The organism is Acidaminococcus hominis, assembly GCF_900291475.1.
Lineage (GTDB): Bacteria > Bacillota > Negativicutes > Acidaminococcales > Acidaminococcaceae > Acidaminococcus > Acidaminococcus hominis.
Map to the genome: position 1 here is coordinate 346998 of NZ_OLMM01000004.1, position 14372 is coordinate 361369.

Genomic DNA, 14372 nt, shown 5'->3' on the forward strand with positions numbered 1-14372 from the left:
GACAGTTACCGCAGGGCGGCAATGGCTTCCTGCCGGTCCGGCGCACCAAAGATGTAGAAACCGGCCACCAGCACATTGGCGCCGGCTTCCCGTACCTGTTTGGCCGTTTCGGCGTTGACGCCGCCGTCCACTTCGATGAGGGTCTTCAGTTCCCGGGCTTCCAGCATAGCCTTCAGACGGCGGATTTTGTCCACGCTGGCCGGGATGAACTTCTGGCCCCCAAACCCCGGGTTGACGCTCATCAGGAGAATCATATCCGCGTCGGCCAGGACTTCTTCCACCAGGCACAGGGGAGAAGCCGGGTTCAGGGCCACCCCAGCCTGGATGCCCTTGCTGTGGATGGTCTGCAGCACCCGGTGGAGATGATGGGTGGCCTCGGCGTGGACCACAATCATGTCCGCCCCGGCAGCGGCAAAGCTGTCGATATAGTTTTCCGGATGTTCCACCATCAAGTGGCAGTCGAAGAACATATCCGTCCATTTCCGGAGGCATTTCACCACCGGCGCCCCAAAGGTCAGGTTGGGCACGAATTGGCCGTCCATTACGTCAATATGCACCCAATCGGCACCGGCTTCTTTCAGGCTGGCAGTTTCTTCGGCCAGCCGGGCAAAATCGGAGGAAAGAATGGAAGGAGCAATGATTGTCATGATTTTTGACCTCTTTTCTTTTGTGCCGCCAATTCCTGGCGGATCATGCAGTAGGATTCATACCGGCTGGCGGCAATTTCTCCAGCAGCCACCGCTGCCTTTACGGCACAGTCCGGTTCATGGGTATGGGTACAGCCGCTAAACCGGCACTGCCCGGCCCGGGCTTTCAGTTCCCGGAACCCCTGGGCCGCATCGTCCATAACCAGTTCGGCCAAGTCGATATTGCCGAACCCTGGGGTATCCACAATGTAGCCCCCCTGGAAGGGCAGCAGTTCCGCAAAGCGGGTGGTATGCCGGCCCCGGCCGATTTTGGCGCTTACCTGGCCTGTTTTTAAAGAAAGTTCCGGATTCAGGTGATTCAATAAAGTGGATTTTCCCACCCCGGAAGGACCGCCAAACACCACCGTGCTGTCCGAGATTTTTTCCAGCAGGGCGTCCAGGCCCTTGCCGTTTTTGGCTTCCACCTGAAGCACCGGGTAGCCCAGGGGGGCGTACACGGCTTCCAGCCGGGCAAAGAACCCTTCAGGCGCCAGGTCAGCCTTGTTGAGCACCAGGACGGCGGGAATGTTTGCGGCTTCTGCCAGGGCCAGCAATTTATCGATTAAAAGAAAGCTGGGGTCCGGGTCGGCACAGGCAAACACCGCCGCCAGCCAGTCCACATTGGCCACCAGGGGACGCTGGAGCAGGTTCCGGCGGGGCAGGATTTCCGTAATCATGCCCTCGTCCCCGGCTGCGTCCAGTTCCACCCGGTCGCCGGCGGCAATGATAAAGCGTTTCTGCTTCAGCCGGCCCCGAACCTTGCAGGTGTACCAGGTTCCGTTGTCCCCCAGCACATAATAGTAGCCGTTATAGGTTTTGATGATTCTTCCTGTTTGCTGACTCACAGGGATTTATCCTCCGCCAAAGCGCCGTTCACATAAATCTGTACGCTGGCATCCGGGCCCAAAGTGACCTGACGGGTAATCTGGGTTCCCGGCGCAACGGAGCCCGAGAATACCGTCCGGCTGCTGGTGGCATCGGATGCAATGATTTTCACGGTTTTGGCGCTGCCGCTGCCGGGTACCGTGTAGGTAATGGTCCGGGTGGAAGTAGTGCTGCCGGAAGAAGAGGAACTATCCTTGGTTTCCTTCTTTTCTTCCTTCTTGCCGGCGGATACCACCAGGTTCACCGTGCTGCCCCGTTCCACTACTTGGCCGGCCCCGGGGCTCACAGAGAGCACCGTGCCCTTGGCCTTGTCGCTATTGGTTTCTTCCAGCTTGCCCACGGTCAGGCCCATATCGCTGAGCTTGCTTCTGGCATCGTCCAGGGACAATCCTTCCAGGGAAGGCACAGCAGTCTGATTGCCGCTGATATTCATGACCAGGTCCACGCTGGTTCCTGGGGTTACCTTGCTGCCTGCGGATACGCTTTGGGAAATCACCGTACCCTGGGGCACGCTGGAATCATATTTCACCGTCAGGGAGCCCACCTTCAGCTTGGCTTTCTCCAAAAGCTGGGTGGCCTCGGACAGGCTCTTTTTCTTCAGGTCGGGCACCACCCCGGGTTCCGCCCCCTGGCTGACCACCAGTTTGATTTTCCGGCCGGCCTTCACCTTGCTGCCCGCACCCGGGCTCTGCTTGATGACCACGCCTTCGGCCACGGTGGGACTGTATTCCTTGGTGACCTCAAAGCCCAAATTGGCCTTGGTCAGCAGCAGTTCTGCTTCTGCCTGGGGCTTGCCCTTCACATCGGGTACGGGAATATCCCCGCTGGTATAGCTTAAAATGGCGTAGATTACGCCGCTTAGGACCACAATGGCCGCCAGGAAAAAGGCCAGGAATTTTTTCTTTTTGGCCCGGGCTGCCGCCTCCTCTTCCGGGGTCGGCACATCGTCCTTTTTGGGTTCTGCCGGCTGGGGTTTCAAAATCCCGTCCAGCATCTGGGTCTTGCTGATAACCATGGTCTCGTCGCTGACCGGCTTCCGGCTGGACGTATCGTACCAGGCCGGATCCAGGGGTTCTTCCTTGCCCAAAAGCCGGGTCTGGGCGTCCTTCAGGTCCGCCAGGAAATCATCGGCGGAAGCGTACCGCAGCTGGGGATTCTTGGCCAGGGCCTTGGTGACAATGTTGTCCAGATAGTAGGGAATGTCCGGGTCATAGCGCCGGGCCGAAGGGGTGGATGACTCCAGATGGTGCCGGGCCACCTCCAGGGGTGTTGCTCCATCGTAGGGCAGCTTGCCGGTAAGCATTTCAAAGAAGACCACCCCCAGGGAATACAGGTCCGATTGGGGGGTTACCGGCTGGCCGGCAGCCTGCTCCGGAGACAGGTAGTACACGGACCCGATAACGTTCTTGTCCGGCCCATTGCTGGGCTGGCCAAAGGCCCGGGCAATGCCAAAGTCGGTGATTTTGGCCACGCCCTTGGTGTCGATGAGGATGTTCTGGCTCTTTACGTCACAGTGGACAATGGAATGGTCATGGGCCTGTTTCAGGGCCGAGCAGATGCCGATGGCGTAGCGGACTGCGGTCTTGTAGTCCAGGGCCCCGTTTTCTTCAATGACTTCCTTCAGTGAGCGGCCCACCACGTATTCCATGACAATGTAATAGATTTCGTGTTCGTTGCCGCAGTCATAGATATTGACGATATTGGGATGGGACAGGCCGGCCGCATTGCAGGCTTCCTGCCGGAAGCGAGCCACAAACTGCTTGTCCTGGATAAACTGGTCCCGGAGGATTTTGATGCCTACGTCCCGGTGCAGTACCGTATCGTAGCCATGGAACACTTCGGCCATACCGCCGCCGCCAATTTTATCAATAATCTCATACCGGCCGTTCAAGGTTATTCTTCCGTTCATTTGACAGCCTCCAAATCGATGACAATAAAGGAAATGTTATCTTCGCCGCCTGCGGTAATGGCTCCGTCCAGCAGGCCGTCCGCCAGCCGGTCCAGGTTTTTGTATCCCAGGAGCCGTTCGATTTCCGCTTCGCTGATCATATTGGTGAGCCCGTCGGAGCAGATGAGGAGCTTTTGGGCACCCTCCAGCAGTACTTCAAAGGTGTCCACCTCCACCGCTTCCTCCACCCCAATGGCCCGGGTGATCATATGCTTCTGGTCGGACTGGTCCGCTTCTGCCTGGGTCATCTGCTTTTGCCGCACCAGCTCGGCCACATAGCTGTGGTCACTGGTCACCTGGCGCAGTTGGCCTTCCTGGAAGACGTAGATCCGGCTGTCCCCTACGTGGCCCACAAAAGCGCTGCGGGCGTCCGGCAGGTACACAGCGGTCAGGGTGGTTCCCATGCCGTTAAAATTGGGTTTATCCTGGGAAAGTTCCCAGATTTTCCGGTTGATGTTCTGGATGCCGTGCTCCAGGGCAGCAAGAATTTCCTTCCGGGGCACCCCGGACAGGTCCAGCCGTGCCAATTGCTGCACGGCCTCGTAGCTGGCTACTTCACCGGCATCGGCGCCGCCCATGCCATCGGCAATGGCATACAGGTCCGGTTCCCGGACCAAGATGCTGTCTTCATTCTTCGGACGCACCAAACCCCGGCTGGTCCTTGTGACTGCTATCATTTCTTTTGTGCCTCCTTTAAAGCACTGGCCCGCAATTGTCCGCAGGCCGCATTAATGTCTTTGCCCATTTCCCGGCGCACGGTCACGTTGATATGGCGCTTTTTCAGGATTTGGAAGAACCGGTCCACGGCCCGATCATCGGGACGGCGAAAGCCTTTTTCCGGAACCGGGTTGGCAGGGATCAGATTGATGACACATTCCTTATGCTCCAGGGCATCTGCCAGGGCCTGGGCATCTTCCGGCCGGTCATTGAGCCCTGCCAGAAGGATATATTCGTACATGACCTGACGGCCATTGCTTTTTTCGTAGGCTTCCGCTGCCCGGATTACCTCCGGATAGGGGTACCGGTGGTTCACCGGCATCAGCTGGTCCCGCAGTGCCTTGCTGGCGGCGTGCAGGGAGATGGCCAGGTTGATGTTCCGGCCCTGCCGGGTCATTTCCTCAATCCCGGGCACAATGCCGCAGGTGGAAATGGTCATGTTCCGGTAGCCGATGCACTGGCCCCGGTCGCTATGGAGCAGGTCCAGGGCCCGGAGCACATTATCCAGGTTCAGCATGGGTTCCCCGCTGCCCATAATCACCACCCGGCTGACCCGTTCCCCGCTCTCCTGCAGCTGGCTTTGGAAGTAGTACAGCTGGGCCAGGATTTCGGCGGCGGTCAGATTCCGCACAAAGCCGTGGAGGCCGCTGGCGCAGAAGGCGCAATTCATGGCGCAGCCCACCTGGGAAGACAGGCAGGCACTGTAGCCGTAGTCGTGGTGCATCAGCACCGTTTCCACCGTGGCGCCGTCTTCCAGTTCCAGCAGCACCTTGTGGGTCAAGCCGTCCTGGGAGCGGTATTCCTTAATAGGTTTCACCTGTCTGGTCATAATTTTATAATGCTCTGCAAGCAGCTGCCGGTTGTCCTTGGACAGATTGGACATCTGCTCAAAGTCCACGGCGGATTTTTCGTACAGCCAGCGGAACACCTGTTCCGCCCGGAATTTTTTAAGGCCCAGAGCCACCAGTTCTTCCTGAAGCTCGGGCAGGGTGAGTCCCAGGATTTCCCGTTTTGCCATGTTATTCACCCTTCCTTTCGAACAAACATAAATAAAAACCGTCAATGCCGTCCCGCCAGGGCAGGATCTGCAATTCCTCCACCAATTCCCCGGTCAGGGGGTGGGCAAAGGGCACCGGCGCAAAGTTAGGCTGGTCCTTGAGAAAGGCTTCCCGCACCCGGCTGTTTTCGTCCCGTTCCAGGGTGCAGGTACTGTAGAGGAGCCGTCCCCCCACCTTCACGTACCGGGCGGCATTGGCCAGAATTTTTTTTTGCAGGGGCGGGAACTGACTAAGGGTCCGCTCCTCTTTCCGCCAGCGGGCTTCCACCCGGCGGTTCAATACCCCCAGGCCGCTGCAGGGGGCGTCCACCAGAACCCTGTCCGCCGTCTTTTCCCATTCCGGCACAACCACCGTACCGTCGGCCTTCTGGGTTTTGATGCAGGTAATCCCCAGGCGCTGGGCATTTTCCCTGACCAGTTCCAGCTTGTGGTCGTAGATGTCAAGGGCCAGGATTTCTCCCTGATTGGCCATCTTCTGGGCCAGGTGGGTGGTCTTCCCGCCAGGGGCGCTGCACATATCGATTACCCGCTGTCCGGGCTGGGGATTCAGCACCGCCGCGTCCAGCATGGAACTTTCGTCCTGGATATACAGTTCCGGGCCAAAGTCCTGGAGCAGGCTGTCCAGGGAGGGCAGGCTGTCGCACAACAGCCCGTCCGGGGACCACTGGGACAGCCGGGTCACAATGCCCCGCTCTGCCAGCCGCTGCTGGAGGCTTTCCCGGGTGGTCTTCAGGGTATTCACCCGTAAGGCCAGGGGCGGCACCTGGTTGTCAAACTGGCACAGCTTCACGGCCTCGTCCAGGCCAAAGCGGAACTTCCAGCGGCGAATCAGCCACTCGGGGTGGTAATAGCGCAGGGCCAGCCGGGTCAGTTCATACTTTTCCCCAGCCGGCAGCTTCCACTGGTTCTTGGTCCGGGCCAGTTGGCGCAGGGCCCCGTTGGCCAGCTTTACGCTGCCCTCGTTCACCCATTTCCGGGCCAGTTTGGCGCCTTCATTGCAGGCCGCCGAGTCCGGAATCCGGTCCAGGAACAGCAGCTGGTAGGCGCTGAGCCGGAGAATCACCAAAAGGGTTTCGTCCAGCTTCCACAGAGGACGATTCACCACCTTTTCCAGGTACCAGTCCAGGGTCCCCAGGGTTTTCACCGTGCCGTACACCAGCTCCGTGGTCAGTTTACGGTCTAACGCAGACAAAGGAGCCCCACGCAGCCCCTGGCTTAAAGCCAGGTTTGCGTAAGCCCCCTTGAGCAAAGTTTGTTTTAAAATCAGCAAAGCCGCTTCCCGCGGATCTTTAGTGGTTACGTTCATGTAAATCCTCTTTTATAATGAAAGACTTGATGGCCTCTTCTACCTTGTGCATATCCGTGTGGGTATTGAAGCAGGGCCCGTTGGGCCGCTCGTTCAGCACCCCGATTACCGGCAGGGGAAAGACATCCTGGATGCCGCTGGTCAGGTCCCGTTCACAGGCTACAGCCAAGATGGCTTTGGGCCGGGCCTTCTTCACGGCCTGCCGGGCCAAGGTCCCCCCGGTGGCAATGGCCACATGGACCCCGTATTTGTTGGACAGGGCCAAAAGGTCCCCTACCCCGCAGCGGCCGCACTGGTGACAGTTGTGGATGTCCCGGGTCACCTTATAGGGACAGGTATCCAGCTGGATGCAGTGGGGGGTCAGGATCAGCAGACGATTGGCGGGAACCCGCACATGCTGCCGCCGGACCAGATGGTTGCTGACCTCAATAAAGGATTGTTCAATCCTCCGCTTGGAAATTCCCATCATTTTCCCCAAAAACAGTACCAGGGGATACAGAAAATTGATGATATGCCAGGCCCACATATAGAAAAATTTCATGGTGGGAAAACCCACAATGGCCATGACAATCCCCAGCACCCCGGAAACCAGGGCTACCGTTACAAGCAGCGCGGCAATCCCCACCACATGGGGCAGCAGCGGATGAAGCTGCTGCAGGCCCGGCACCATCAGCCGCCACAGGCCAAATACTACAAAGCCCGCCAGCACCGTGGCCAGGGAAACCAGCGCGATAAACAGCCGTTTTTTCGGCCGCAGTACCATATCTATCATTGTTATGCCAATATTTCTCCTGGTTCCAGACTTTTGCCGTTGACAAATTGGTCAGCCAGCATCCGTTTCTTGCCTTCCGGCTGGCATTGGGTAATTTCCAGACTTCCCTCTCCGCAGGCAACCAGGATGCCTTCCGGATTGGTTTCCAGCACCGTTCCCGGTGCCCCCAATTGACCCTGTTCGCTGCGAATCCGGCTGGCCCAAACCTTCAGGCGCTTGCCGCTGGGCAGCAGGGTAAAGGAACCCGGCCAGGGATCAAAGGCCCGGATCTGGTTGTGCAGCTCCCGGCTGGATTTGCTCCAATCCAGCTTTTCCATATCCCGGGTAATCAGGGACGCATAGGTAGCGTCCTGTTCCGGCTGGGGCACAGCCTTAGCCGTTCCCGCTGCCAATTGGTCAATGGTATCCAGCAGCAACTGGGCGCCCCGTTCCTTGAGAATATCGTGGAGCTGCCCCTGGGTCATTTCGTCCGTTACCGGTACTGCGGTTTTGGCCAGCATAGCACCCGTATCCATGCCCACGTCCATCTGCATAATGGTGACACCCGCTTCCTTTTCGCCTTTCAAGATGGCGTAATGGATGGGGGCCGCACCCCGATACCGGGGCAGCAGGGACGCATGAACATTGATGCAGCCGTACCTAGGCAGTTCCAGCAGGCTTTTAGGCAGAAACTGGCCAAAAGCAGCTACCACAATAAGCTCCGGGGCCAGTTCTTCCAGCGCTTCCAAAAATTCCGGGGTCTTCACCCGTTCCGGCTGAAGTACCGGCAGGTTCTGGGACAGGGCATATTCCTTGACGGCGGACATCATCACCTTGTGTCCCCGGCCTTTGGGACGGTCTGGTTGGGTGACCACCGCCGCAATTTCATGCTGGCCGCTTTCCACCAGGGCTTTCAGGCTGGCCACCGCAAATTCCGGGGTTCCCATAAAAACAATTTTCATATGCGTTCCTCTTCCTTGGGTTTGGCCGTCAGGCTGATGGCCTTATCAATAAACAAAATGCCTTCCAGATGGTCACATTCGTGCTGGAGAGCACGGGCCAAAAGGCCCTGGGCCGTAAGGCGGTAGTGGGTGCCCTTGGCGTCCTGATAGGTGACCGTAATCTGGGCCGCCCGCTCTACTTCCCCTTCGTAGGTGGGTACACTCAGGCAGCCTTCCTCGTCCACTTCTTCCCCCACGGGGTCAGACAGTACCGGGTTCACAAACTCCCGAATGCCATAGCCATCTCCAGCATCAATGACCACAATGCGCTTGCCCAGACCAATCTGGGGAGCTGCCAGACCGCAGCCGTTGGCCCGGTACATGGTTTCCGCCATGTCCTTCATGAGCTTGGCCAATTTTTTATCAAAACGGGTAACCGGAGCTGCCTTTTCCCGCAGGATGGGCGCCCCAACTTTTACAATATTATAGATTGCCATATGCATCGCTCCTATATCTTTTATTACCATTTTACCGTTAACCTATATTATACCATTGAATGGCAAAAAATCACCAGCCCACAGCCCGGTTTCTCCAGGAATCTGGGAAATTTCCGAAAAATTGCCCTATACGTAAAGTTTTAGAGATGATTTTTCCAAAAATCCCTTAAAAAGAAGGGTTTTCAAGGGTGCGCATAGAATATATAAAATAACAAGGAAAATATTCAGCACCCGTACTGTGAAAAGCAGCTGCAAGCTAGGCTGCTGCGTCACAGCTCTCCCCGCCCGAGGTTCTGCAGCTGCAGGCTCGGGCTAAGGCCGCCTGCCCAAGGATGAGGCAGGGCCCCATCAAGGTCTGACTGGCCGCCCGCCGTCAGACAGAAAAGGAGGGCACCATGGAAATGCAAAACGGACTGCCCTGGCTCCAGGGCCCCAGCCTATTCAATTTCATAAAAGAACATTTGACTCCCCAGGGCTTCTTTACCCTGAAAAACCTACCGGATACGGCGCCGGATTCCCTGTCCGCCGGGATGTTTCCCCTGCCGGGCATGAAAGACCTGTACCTGCTGGACGACGAGGCGGAAGCCGGGGAGTCCGGGGAAGCACTGTACCTGGACATCTACCAGGCTCTCCAGCGCTACAAGAAGAAACCCAGCCCGGAAGCAGCCCTCAGCCTGTACCAGCGGGTTACCCACGCCCCCTGCATCTTGTATTTCGATAAGCTCAGCCGGCGGGTCACCCACCTGCGCTACTCCCCCAGCCTGTGGAAGCTGACCAAAACCTGGCTGTACCAAGCCACGGACCGGGAAGCGGTAAAATTCGCGGTGATTGCTGCCGGAGCCTTTTTAAAGAACAAACGGGGCAAACCGGAAGCAGAAGCCCTGAAACAGGATCTGCTGCTTTTGGCCCGCTGCGAGGAGTTCACCAAATTTGTCCTCCAGGCCCTGGAGGACAGTGACAGCCTGGACCAGGACGACCTGCGGGTCCTGCTGCTTCACACCACGGGCTGGGGCCGGGTCTGTGCCATCAAGCATTTCCACTTCACCACCCGGGCCTCCCAGGAATGGCTGCTGATGAAGGGGCTGAAGCTCACCGTCCACGACCCCAGTCTGCCCTTATGGGTGCTGGAACATCTGGACCTGGAAAAGTTCCTGGACCAAAAGAGCCTGTCCCACCCCCTGTTTTTGGGGATTACCCGGCTCCTGGCAGATTACTTCCAGTACCTGCTGGAATGCATCCAGGAAGACCTGCTGCCCCAGGAAAACAAGGTGGACCTGTTTACCCTGCTGCCCAAGTATTTTTCCCAGGCGGCGGACCATTACCTGGATATTGCCGTAGCCTCCTCCCTGGTAGCTATGGCGGCAGCCATCCAGTACATGCTCCAGAAAAAGTTCTACTTTGCCCTGTCGGCCATCCAGTGCCAAATCCTTTTGGATTCCCTTAACGCCCTGTTAAGCTCCGTGGACTGGCGGCCCAAGATTTTGGCAGCCCTTCTCACCCCGGAAGGCGAAGCCAACCTGCCGGTCATCGAAATGGCCGCCATCCTGGACATTGATATCCAGCCGGAACTTTGGCGGCTGCTCAAAGAGCAGCCCAGCCTGACCACCCTGTACCGGCCCCTGCTGTGGCAGGCCAATGACCAGGATGTGAAAGACGTGCTGGCCTTTGCCCGGCTCCATCTGGACGACTACCTAAAAGGAAAGGGCCAGCTGGCAGATATGCTCCATCCCCTGGAATACTTCCCAGGACAGGGGGAAGACCTGCTGGAACGGAGCCTGACCAGCGGCAGCAGTGCCAACCGGTCCGATGCCCTGGACGTATTGGAATCCTGGTCGGACGGCCAAAAACCCCTGTCGGAGAAAATGCGCCAGGCCCTGTCCAAGGTCCAGAATCTCAGCAACACGCCACTGACCCGGCTGCGGATTGATAGCCTGCTCCAGGGAAAGGAACTGAACCTGGATGGAATCCGGAAAGCCCTGGAAAGCGGCTGTACTACCTAGAAAACTCCGTATAGAAAAAGGGAACTGCCCAGGCAGTTCCCTTTTTTTGTGCAATTACAATCCTTTCAGCGTCCGGTTAAAGAATTCCAGCACCACTTCCATTACTTCCGGCTGGTACCAGTACACGCCCCCGTGGGCGGCGCCGGTAACCACGTACCGGGTGGAATCGATGCCCTTCTCTACCAGGGCCTTATGGAGGATTTCCGTCTGGCTGGGCGATACCACCACATCCTTATCCCCGTGCATCAACAGGAACGGCGGGGTCTTGGAGGAAATGTAGGTAATGGGGTTGGCGGCTTCTGCCTTTTTCAGGTCGGAAGACACATTCCCTGCATGGCCGGTAAAAACGGAAGAACCGTTAAGCCACAGGTTTTCCGTAGCCCCGTCCGAAGCGTGGAGCTTCTGTACGGCTTCCGAATAGTCTGCCCCAATCTTGGTCAGGTCGGACAGGCCATATTCGTCAAAAACGGCCTGGACATCACTGGACTGGTTCAGGTATTCCCCCTTGTCGAATTGCTTGGTGCCGTTGGTGGTACCGGCAATGGCCACCAAATAGCCGCCGGCACTGCCGCCCCACAGACCGATATGTTTGCTGTCCACATTATACTGGGCAGCGTGGGCTCGAAGGAAGCGGACCGCCGCCTTCACATCTTCCAGGGGTTGGGGCATTTGGGCCGTAGGAGCCACCCGGTAGTTGATGCTGGCCACCACGTAGCCGTTTTCGGCCAGTTCCACCCGGCGGCTGAGCATATTATCCTTGTTGGCGTTGATAAAACCGCCCCCGGTGACAAAAATAACTGCCGGCAGAGGCGTTTTGGGGTTCTTGGGACGAATGATGTCCATAGTAAGGGGTACGTTCTCGTAGCCCCGGCTGGGCACCTGGGCGTAAACTACCCCGGAAGTATAGGTCATTTCCGGTTTGCTCAGCTGCAAATCAATCCGGCCGCTGCCGCTTTTGTCGGCAGCCGGGGTGATTTTCCCCTGGGCAATATATTCTTTGACAGTTGTCATGGTTCCCTCCTGACTTTGGACAGCGGTTTTACCGGGGGCCGCAGTCACCGGGGAAGCCGGTGCCGCATAGGCAGCGGCAGACAGCGCCGTCAGGCAGGCGCCCAGGGCTAAAGCCGTACGAATTTTTTTCATGGGAGATGCTCCTTCCATAAAATAGAATGAAGTAATACTTTTACTATATCACGCTGATGGGATCCACGTCAAAAGACAGGCTGGGCTGGGCCCAAAATTCCGATTGGCGCAGCCATTCCTTTACGGGATCCATTTTATGACTTTTTAGCAGGATGTTGATTCGATAAATTCCTTTTACCATAGGCACAATGGCAGGGAAGGGGCCCAGGATTTCTACTTCCGCCTGGGTTTCCAACTGCCAGGCCTCCAGATTGTTCACCACCCGCTGGGCAGTGGAAAAGGCCGTTTCCATTTCCTTGTGCTGGACGGTAATCTTCAGCATCTTGGTAAAGGGCGGATAATTCAGCTCCTGCCGCTGGTCCAGTTCATGCTTGGCAAAGCCTTCATAGTCCTGCTTGGCTGCCAGCTGGAGAATGGGATTTTCCGCATCGTAGGCCTGAAACACCACCTGGCCAGGTTTGTCCCCCCGGCCGGCCCGGCCCGCAGCCTGGGTCAGCAGGGCAAAACAACGCTCCCCGCTGCGAAAGTCCGGCAGGTTCAGGGCTGCATCAGCGCTAAGGATGCCCACCAGGGTCACATTGGGAATGTCGTGGCCCTTGGCCACCATCTGGGTGCCCAAAAGCACGTTGTACTCCTGCTTGCCAAAGGCCCTGAGAATCCGCTCGTGGGCAAATTTGGCTGAGGTGGAATCCTGGTCCATGCGAATGGGATGCACCCCCGGACACAGCTCCTGGATTTCCATTTCGGCCTTTTCCGTGCCGGTGCCAAAGAACTTGATCCGCTTGCTGCCGCAGTTGGGGCAGGTGTGGGGCACGGGCATGGTATAGCCGCAGTAATGGCATTTCAGCAGCTGGTCCTTGGCGTGGTACACCAGGGAAACGGCGCAGTGGGGACAGGTAATGGCCTCCCCGCAATCCCGGCACAGCACAAAGGTGGAGAAGCCCCGGCGGTTTAGCAGCACAATGGCCTGCTCCCCATGCTGGACGGTCTGCTCCAGTTTTTCCCGGAGTTCTCCCGAAAGTACGGACCGGTTCCCCTGCTGCAGCTCCGCCCGCATGTCCACAATGGATACCTGGGGCAGGCGGCTGCCGCTTTTGGCCCGCTGGGTCAACCGCAGCCGGGTATATTTCCCCTTCCGGGCGTAATAATAGGATTCCAGGTCCGGGGTGGCCGAGCCCAAAAGCACCGGCACCTTCCGGTAATGTGCCCGGTACTGGGCCACCAGCCGAGCATGATAGCTGGGCCGGGTTTCCTGTTTGTAGGTACCTTCGTGTTCCTCGTCGATGATAATCAGGCCCAAATTTTCAAAGGGGCAGAACACCGCTGAGCGGACCCCAATCAGCACCCGTGCCTGGCCGGAGCGCATTCTCTCCCACACGTCCGCCCGCTCATTGGCGGACAGCTTGCTGTGGGCCACGGCCACATGGTCCGAGAACCAGGCCTTAAAACGCCGCACGATCTGCCCGGTCAGGGCAATTTCCGGCACCAGTACCATCACCTGCTGCCCGGCCCGGACGGCCCGGTCGGTCAGCCGCAGGTAGACTTCCGTCTTGCCGCTGCCGGTGATGCCTTCCAGAAGAAAGGTCTGGGGCTCCTTTTCCGTTCTGGCCCGGTCCACCGCTTCCACCGCAGCCTGCTGCTCCGGAGTCAGCTGCAAATTTTCCCGGGGTGCCTCCAGATGCTCGTAGCTGTCCCGCAGCACCCGGCGCTGCCCTTCCTCCAGATAGCCCAAAAGCACCAGAGCGTGGATTACATCGTTGGAGATGCCCTTGGCTTGCAGTTCGTGGCTGGTCAGCACGGTCTTTTCCGGTAATAGGGAAAGGGCGGCCTGCCGGCTTTTACCCCGGATCAGGCCGTCCTTTAGGGCCTGGCGCCCTGCGGCAGTGCTTTGCAGGGTACGTTCGGTCTTTTCCCGCAGCTTGTATTTGGTTGCGAAGGACAGGCTCACTGCCCCTTTGGTGATCAGTCCCTTCAGGGCATTTTCCCCTCCGTCCAGGCGGCAGATTTCCTTCCGGGACCGGCCGCCCCGAAGCAGCAGATAATCGTAGAACTCCTGCTCCGGTTTGGTCAATTCTCCGGCAAAATCCGGTTCCGGCTGGTAACGGCCGGTGACGGCCACACTGCTCTTGCCTGGAATAAACAGGCGCAGGGCTTCCGCCAAGGTACAGAGATAGTACTGGGACAGCCAATGGGCCGTGGCCAGCATCTCCTGATCAAACCAGGGCGCCGTGCCCAACACATCGGCAATGGCCTTCAGGTCCAGGGAAAGGTCCGGCTCCCGGTCCTCCTCCACAATAAAGCCTTCCAGCATTTGTGAGCCAAAAGGCACCACTACCCGCCAGCCTTCGTCCAGAAAGTCCATGCTTTCCGGCACCCGGTAGGTGAACTGCCGGAACATATTCTTTACCGGCAAATTAATGGCAACCTTTGCATACTTCATT

Annotated in this window: 12 protein-coding genes; 1 reads left to right on the forward strand and 11 read right to left on the reverse strand. The window is 57.9% G+C overall.

The features are described 5' to 3' along the window. Positions 1–5 precede the first annotated feature (5 nt). The 9 genes from rpe to def are packed head-to-tail and all read right to left on the reverse strand — an operon-like array spanning position 6 to position 8788. Complete coding sequence (rpe, locus tag C7E10_RS05075; protein ID WP_105326260.1) at positions 6–647, reverse strand: ribulose-phosphate 3-epimerase; 642 nt, start codon at positions 645–647, stop codon at positions 6–8. Then, complete coding sequence (rsgA, locus tag C7E10_RS05080) at positions 644–1531, reverse strand: ribosome small subunit-dependent GTPase A (protein WP_105326261.1); 888 nt, start codon at positions 1529–1531, stop codon at positions 644–646. The genes rpe and rsgA overlap by 4 nt, the downstream gene beginning before the upstream one ends. Continuing rightward, on the reverse strand, positions 1528–3480 hold the full coding sequence (pknB, locus tag C7E10_RS05085; protein WP_105326262.1) for a Stk1 family PASTA domain-containing Ser/Thr kinase: 1953 nt from the start codon (positions 3478–3480) through the stop codon (positions 1528–1530). The genes rsgA and pknB overlap by 4 nt, the downstream gene beginning before the upstream one ends. Then, positions 3477–4196 carry a Stp1/IreP family PP2C-type Ser/Thr phosphatase gene (locus C7E10_RS05090; RefSeq protein WP_105326263.1) on the reverse strand — a complete coding sequence of 240 codons (720 nt, stop codon included), beginning with the start codon at positions 4194–4196 and terminating at the stop codon, positions 3477–3479. Before C7E10_RS05090 ends, pknB begins: the two co-directional genes overlap by 4 nt. After that, on the reverse strand, positions 4193–5254 hold the full coding sequence (gene rlmN / locus C7E10_RS05095; protein WP_105326264.1) for a dual-specificity RNA methyltransferase RlmN: 1062 nt from the start codon (positions 5252–5254) through the stop codon (positions 4193–4195). Before rlmN ends, C7E10_RS05090 begins: the two co-directional genes overlap by 4 nt. Before the next feature lies 1 nt (position 5255). Beyond that, a complete protein-coding gene (rsmB, locus tag C7E10_RS05100) occupies positions 5256–6599 on the reverse strand; it encodes a 16S rRNA (cytosine(967)-C(5))-methyltransferase RsmB (RefSeq protein WP_105326265.1) in 1344 nt (447 codons plus the stop codon). Further along, positions 6583–7371, reverse strand: coding sequence for a DUF116 domain-containing protein (locus C7E10_RS05105; RefSeq protein ID WP_105326266.1), 789 nt, complete (start codon positions 7369–7371; stop codon positions 6583–6585). The genes rsmB and C7E10_RS05105 overlap by 17 nt, the downstream gene beginning before the upstream one ends. 2 nt (positions 7372–7373) lie before the next feature. After that, positions 7374–8312 carry a methionyl-tRNA formyltransferase gene (gene fmt, locus C7E10_RS05110; protein ID WP_105326267.1) on the reverse strand — a complete coding sequence of 313 codons (939 nt, stop codon included), beginning with the start codon at positions 8310–8312 and terminating at the stop codon, positions 7374–7376. After that, positions 8309–8788: a peptide deformylase gene (gene def / locus C7E10_RS05115; RefSeq protein ID WP_105326268.1), complete on the reverse strand. Its 480-nt coding sequence runs from the start codon at positions 8786–8788 to the stop codon at positions 8309–8311. Before def ends, fmt begins: the two co-directional genes overlap by 4 nt. Before the next feature lie 395 nt (positions 8789–9183). On the opposite strand from def, the gene C7E10_RS05120 reads away from it, so the two are divergent. Then, on the forward strand, positions 9184–10788 hold the full coding sequence (locus C7E10_RS05120; RefSeq protein WP_105326269.1) for a hypothetical protein: 1605 nt from the start codon (positions 9184–9186) through the stop codon (positions 10786–10788). A gap of 54 nt (positions 10789–10842) precedes the next feature. Here C7E10_RS05120 and C7E10_RS05125 read toward each other — a convergent pair whose 3' ends face one another. Both C7E10_RS05125 and priA read right to left on the reverse strand, forming a co-directional pair. Beyond that, the gene (locus C7E10_RS05125; protein ID WP_105326522.1) at positions 10843–11799 is read right to left on the reverse strand and encodes an alpha/beta hydrolase; all 957 of its coding nucleotides are present in this window, start codon (positions 11797–11799) and stop codon (positions 10843–10845) included. A 175-nt stretch (positions 11800–11974) separates the two neighbouring features. Then, positions 11975–14371 carry a primosomal protein N' gene (gene priA, locus C7E10_RS05130; RefSeq protein ID WP_105326270.1) on the reverse strand — a complete coding sequence of 799 codons (2397 nt, stop codon included), beginning with the start codon at positions 14369–14371 and terminating at the stop codon, positions 11975–11977. Position 14372: the final 1 nt, after the last annotated feature.

What these genes read in the sequence shown, in the direction of transcription:
- fmt (WP_105326267.1), bottom strand. Translation starts at nt 8,312, where the DNA reads ATGAAAATTGTTTTTATGGGAACCCCGGAATTTGCGGTGGCCAGCCTG.
- C7E10_RS05125 (WP_105326522.1), bottom strand. Translation starts at nt 11,799, where the DNA reads ATGACAACTGTCAAAGAATATATTGCCCAGGGGAAAATCACCCCGGCT.
- rsmB (WP_105326265.1), bottom strand. Translation starts at nt 6,599, where the DNA reads ATGAACGTAACCACTAAAGATCCGCGGGAAGCGGCTTTGCTGATTTTA.
- C7E10_RS05120 (WP_105326269.1), top strand. Translation starts at nt 9,184, where the DNA reads ATGGAAATGCAAAACGGACTGCCCTGGCTCCAGGGCCCCAGCCTATTC.
- C7E10_RS05090 (WP_105326263.1), bottom strand. Translation starts at nt 4,196, where the DNA reads ATGATAGCAGTCACAAGGACCAGCCGGGGTTTGGTGCGTCCGAAGAAT.
- priA (WP_105326270.1), bottom strand. Translation starts at nt 14,371, where the DNA reads ATGAAGTATGCAAAGGTTGCCATTAATTTGCCGGTAAAGAATATGTTC.
- def (WP_105326268.1), bottom strand. Translation starts at nt 8,788, where the DNA reads ATGGCAATCTATAATATTGTAAAAGTTGGGGCGCCCATCCTGCGGGAA.
- rpe (WP_105326260.1), bottom strand. Translation starts at nt 647, where the DNA reads ATGACAATCATTGCTCCTTCCATTCTTTCCTCCGATTTTGCCCGGCTG.
- C7E10_RS05105 (WP_105326266.1), bottom strand. Translation starts at nt 7,371, where the DNA reads ATGATAGATATGGTACTGCGGCCGAAAAAACGGCTGTTTATCGCGCTG.
- pknB (WP_105326262.1), bottom strand. Translation starts at nt 3,480, where the DNA reads ATGAACGGAAGAATAACCTTGAACGGCCGGTATGAGATTATTGATAAA.
- rlmN (WP_105326264.1), bottom strand. Translation starts at nt 5,254, where the DNA reads ATGGCAAAACGGGAAATCCTGGGACTCACCCTGCCCGAGCTTCAGGAA.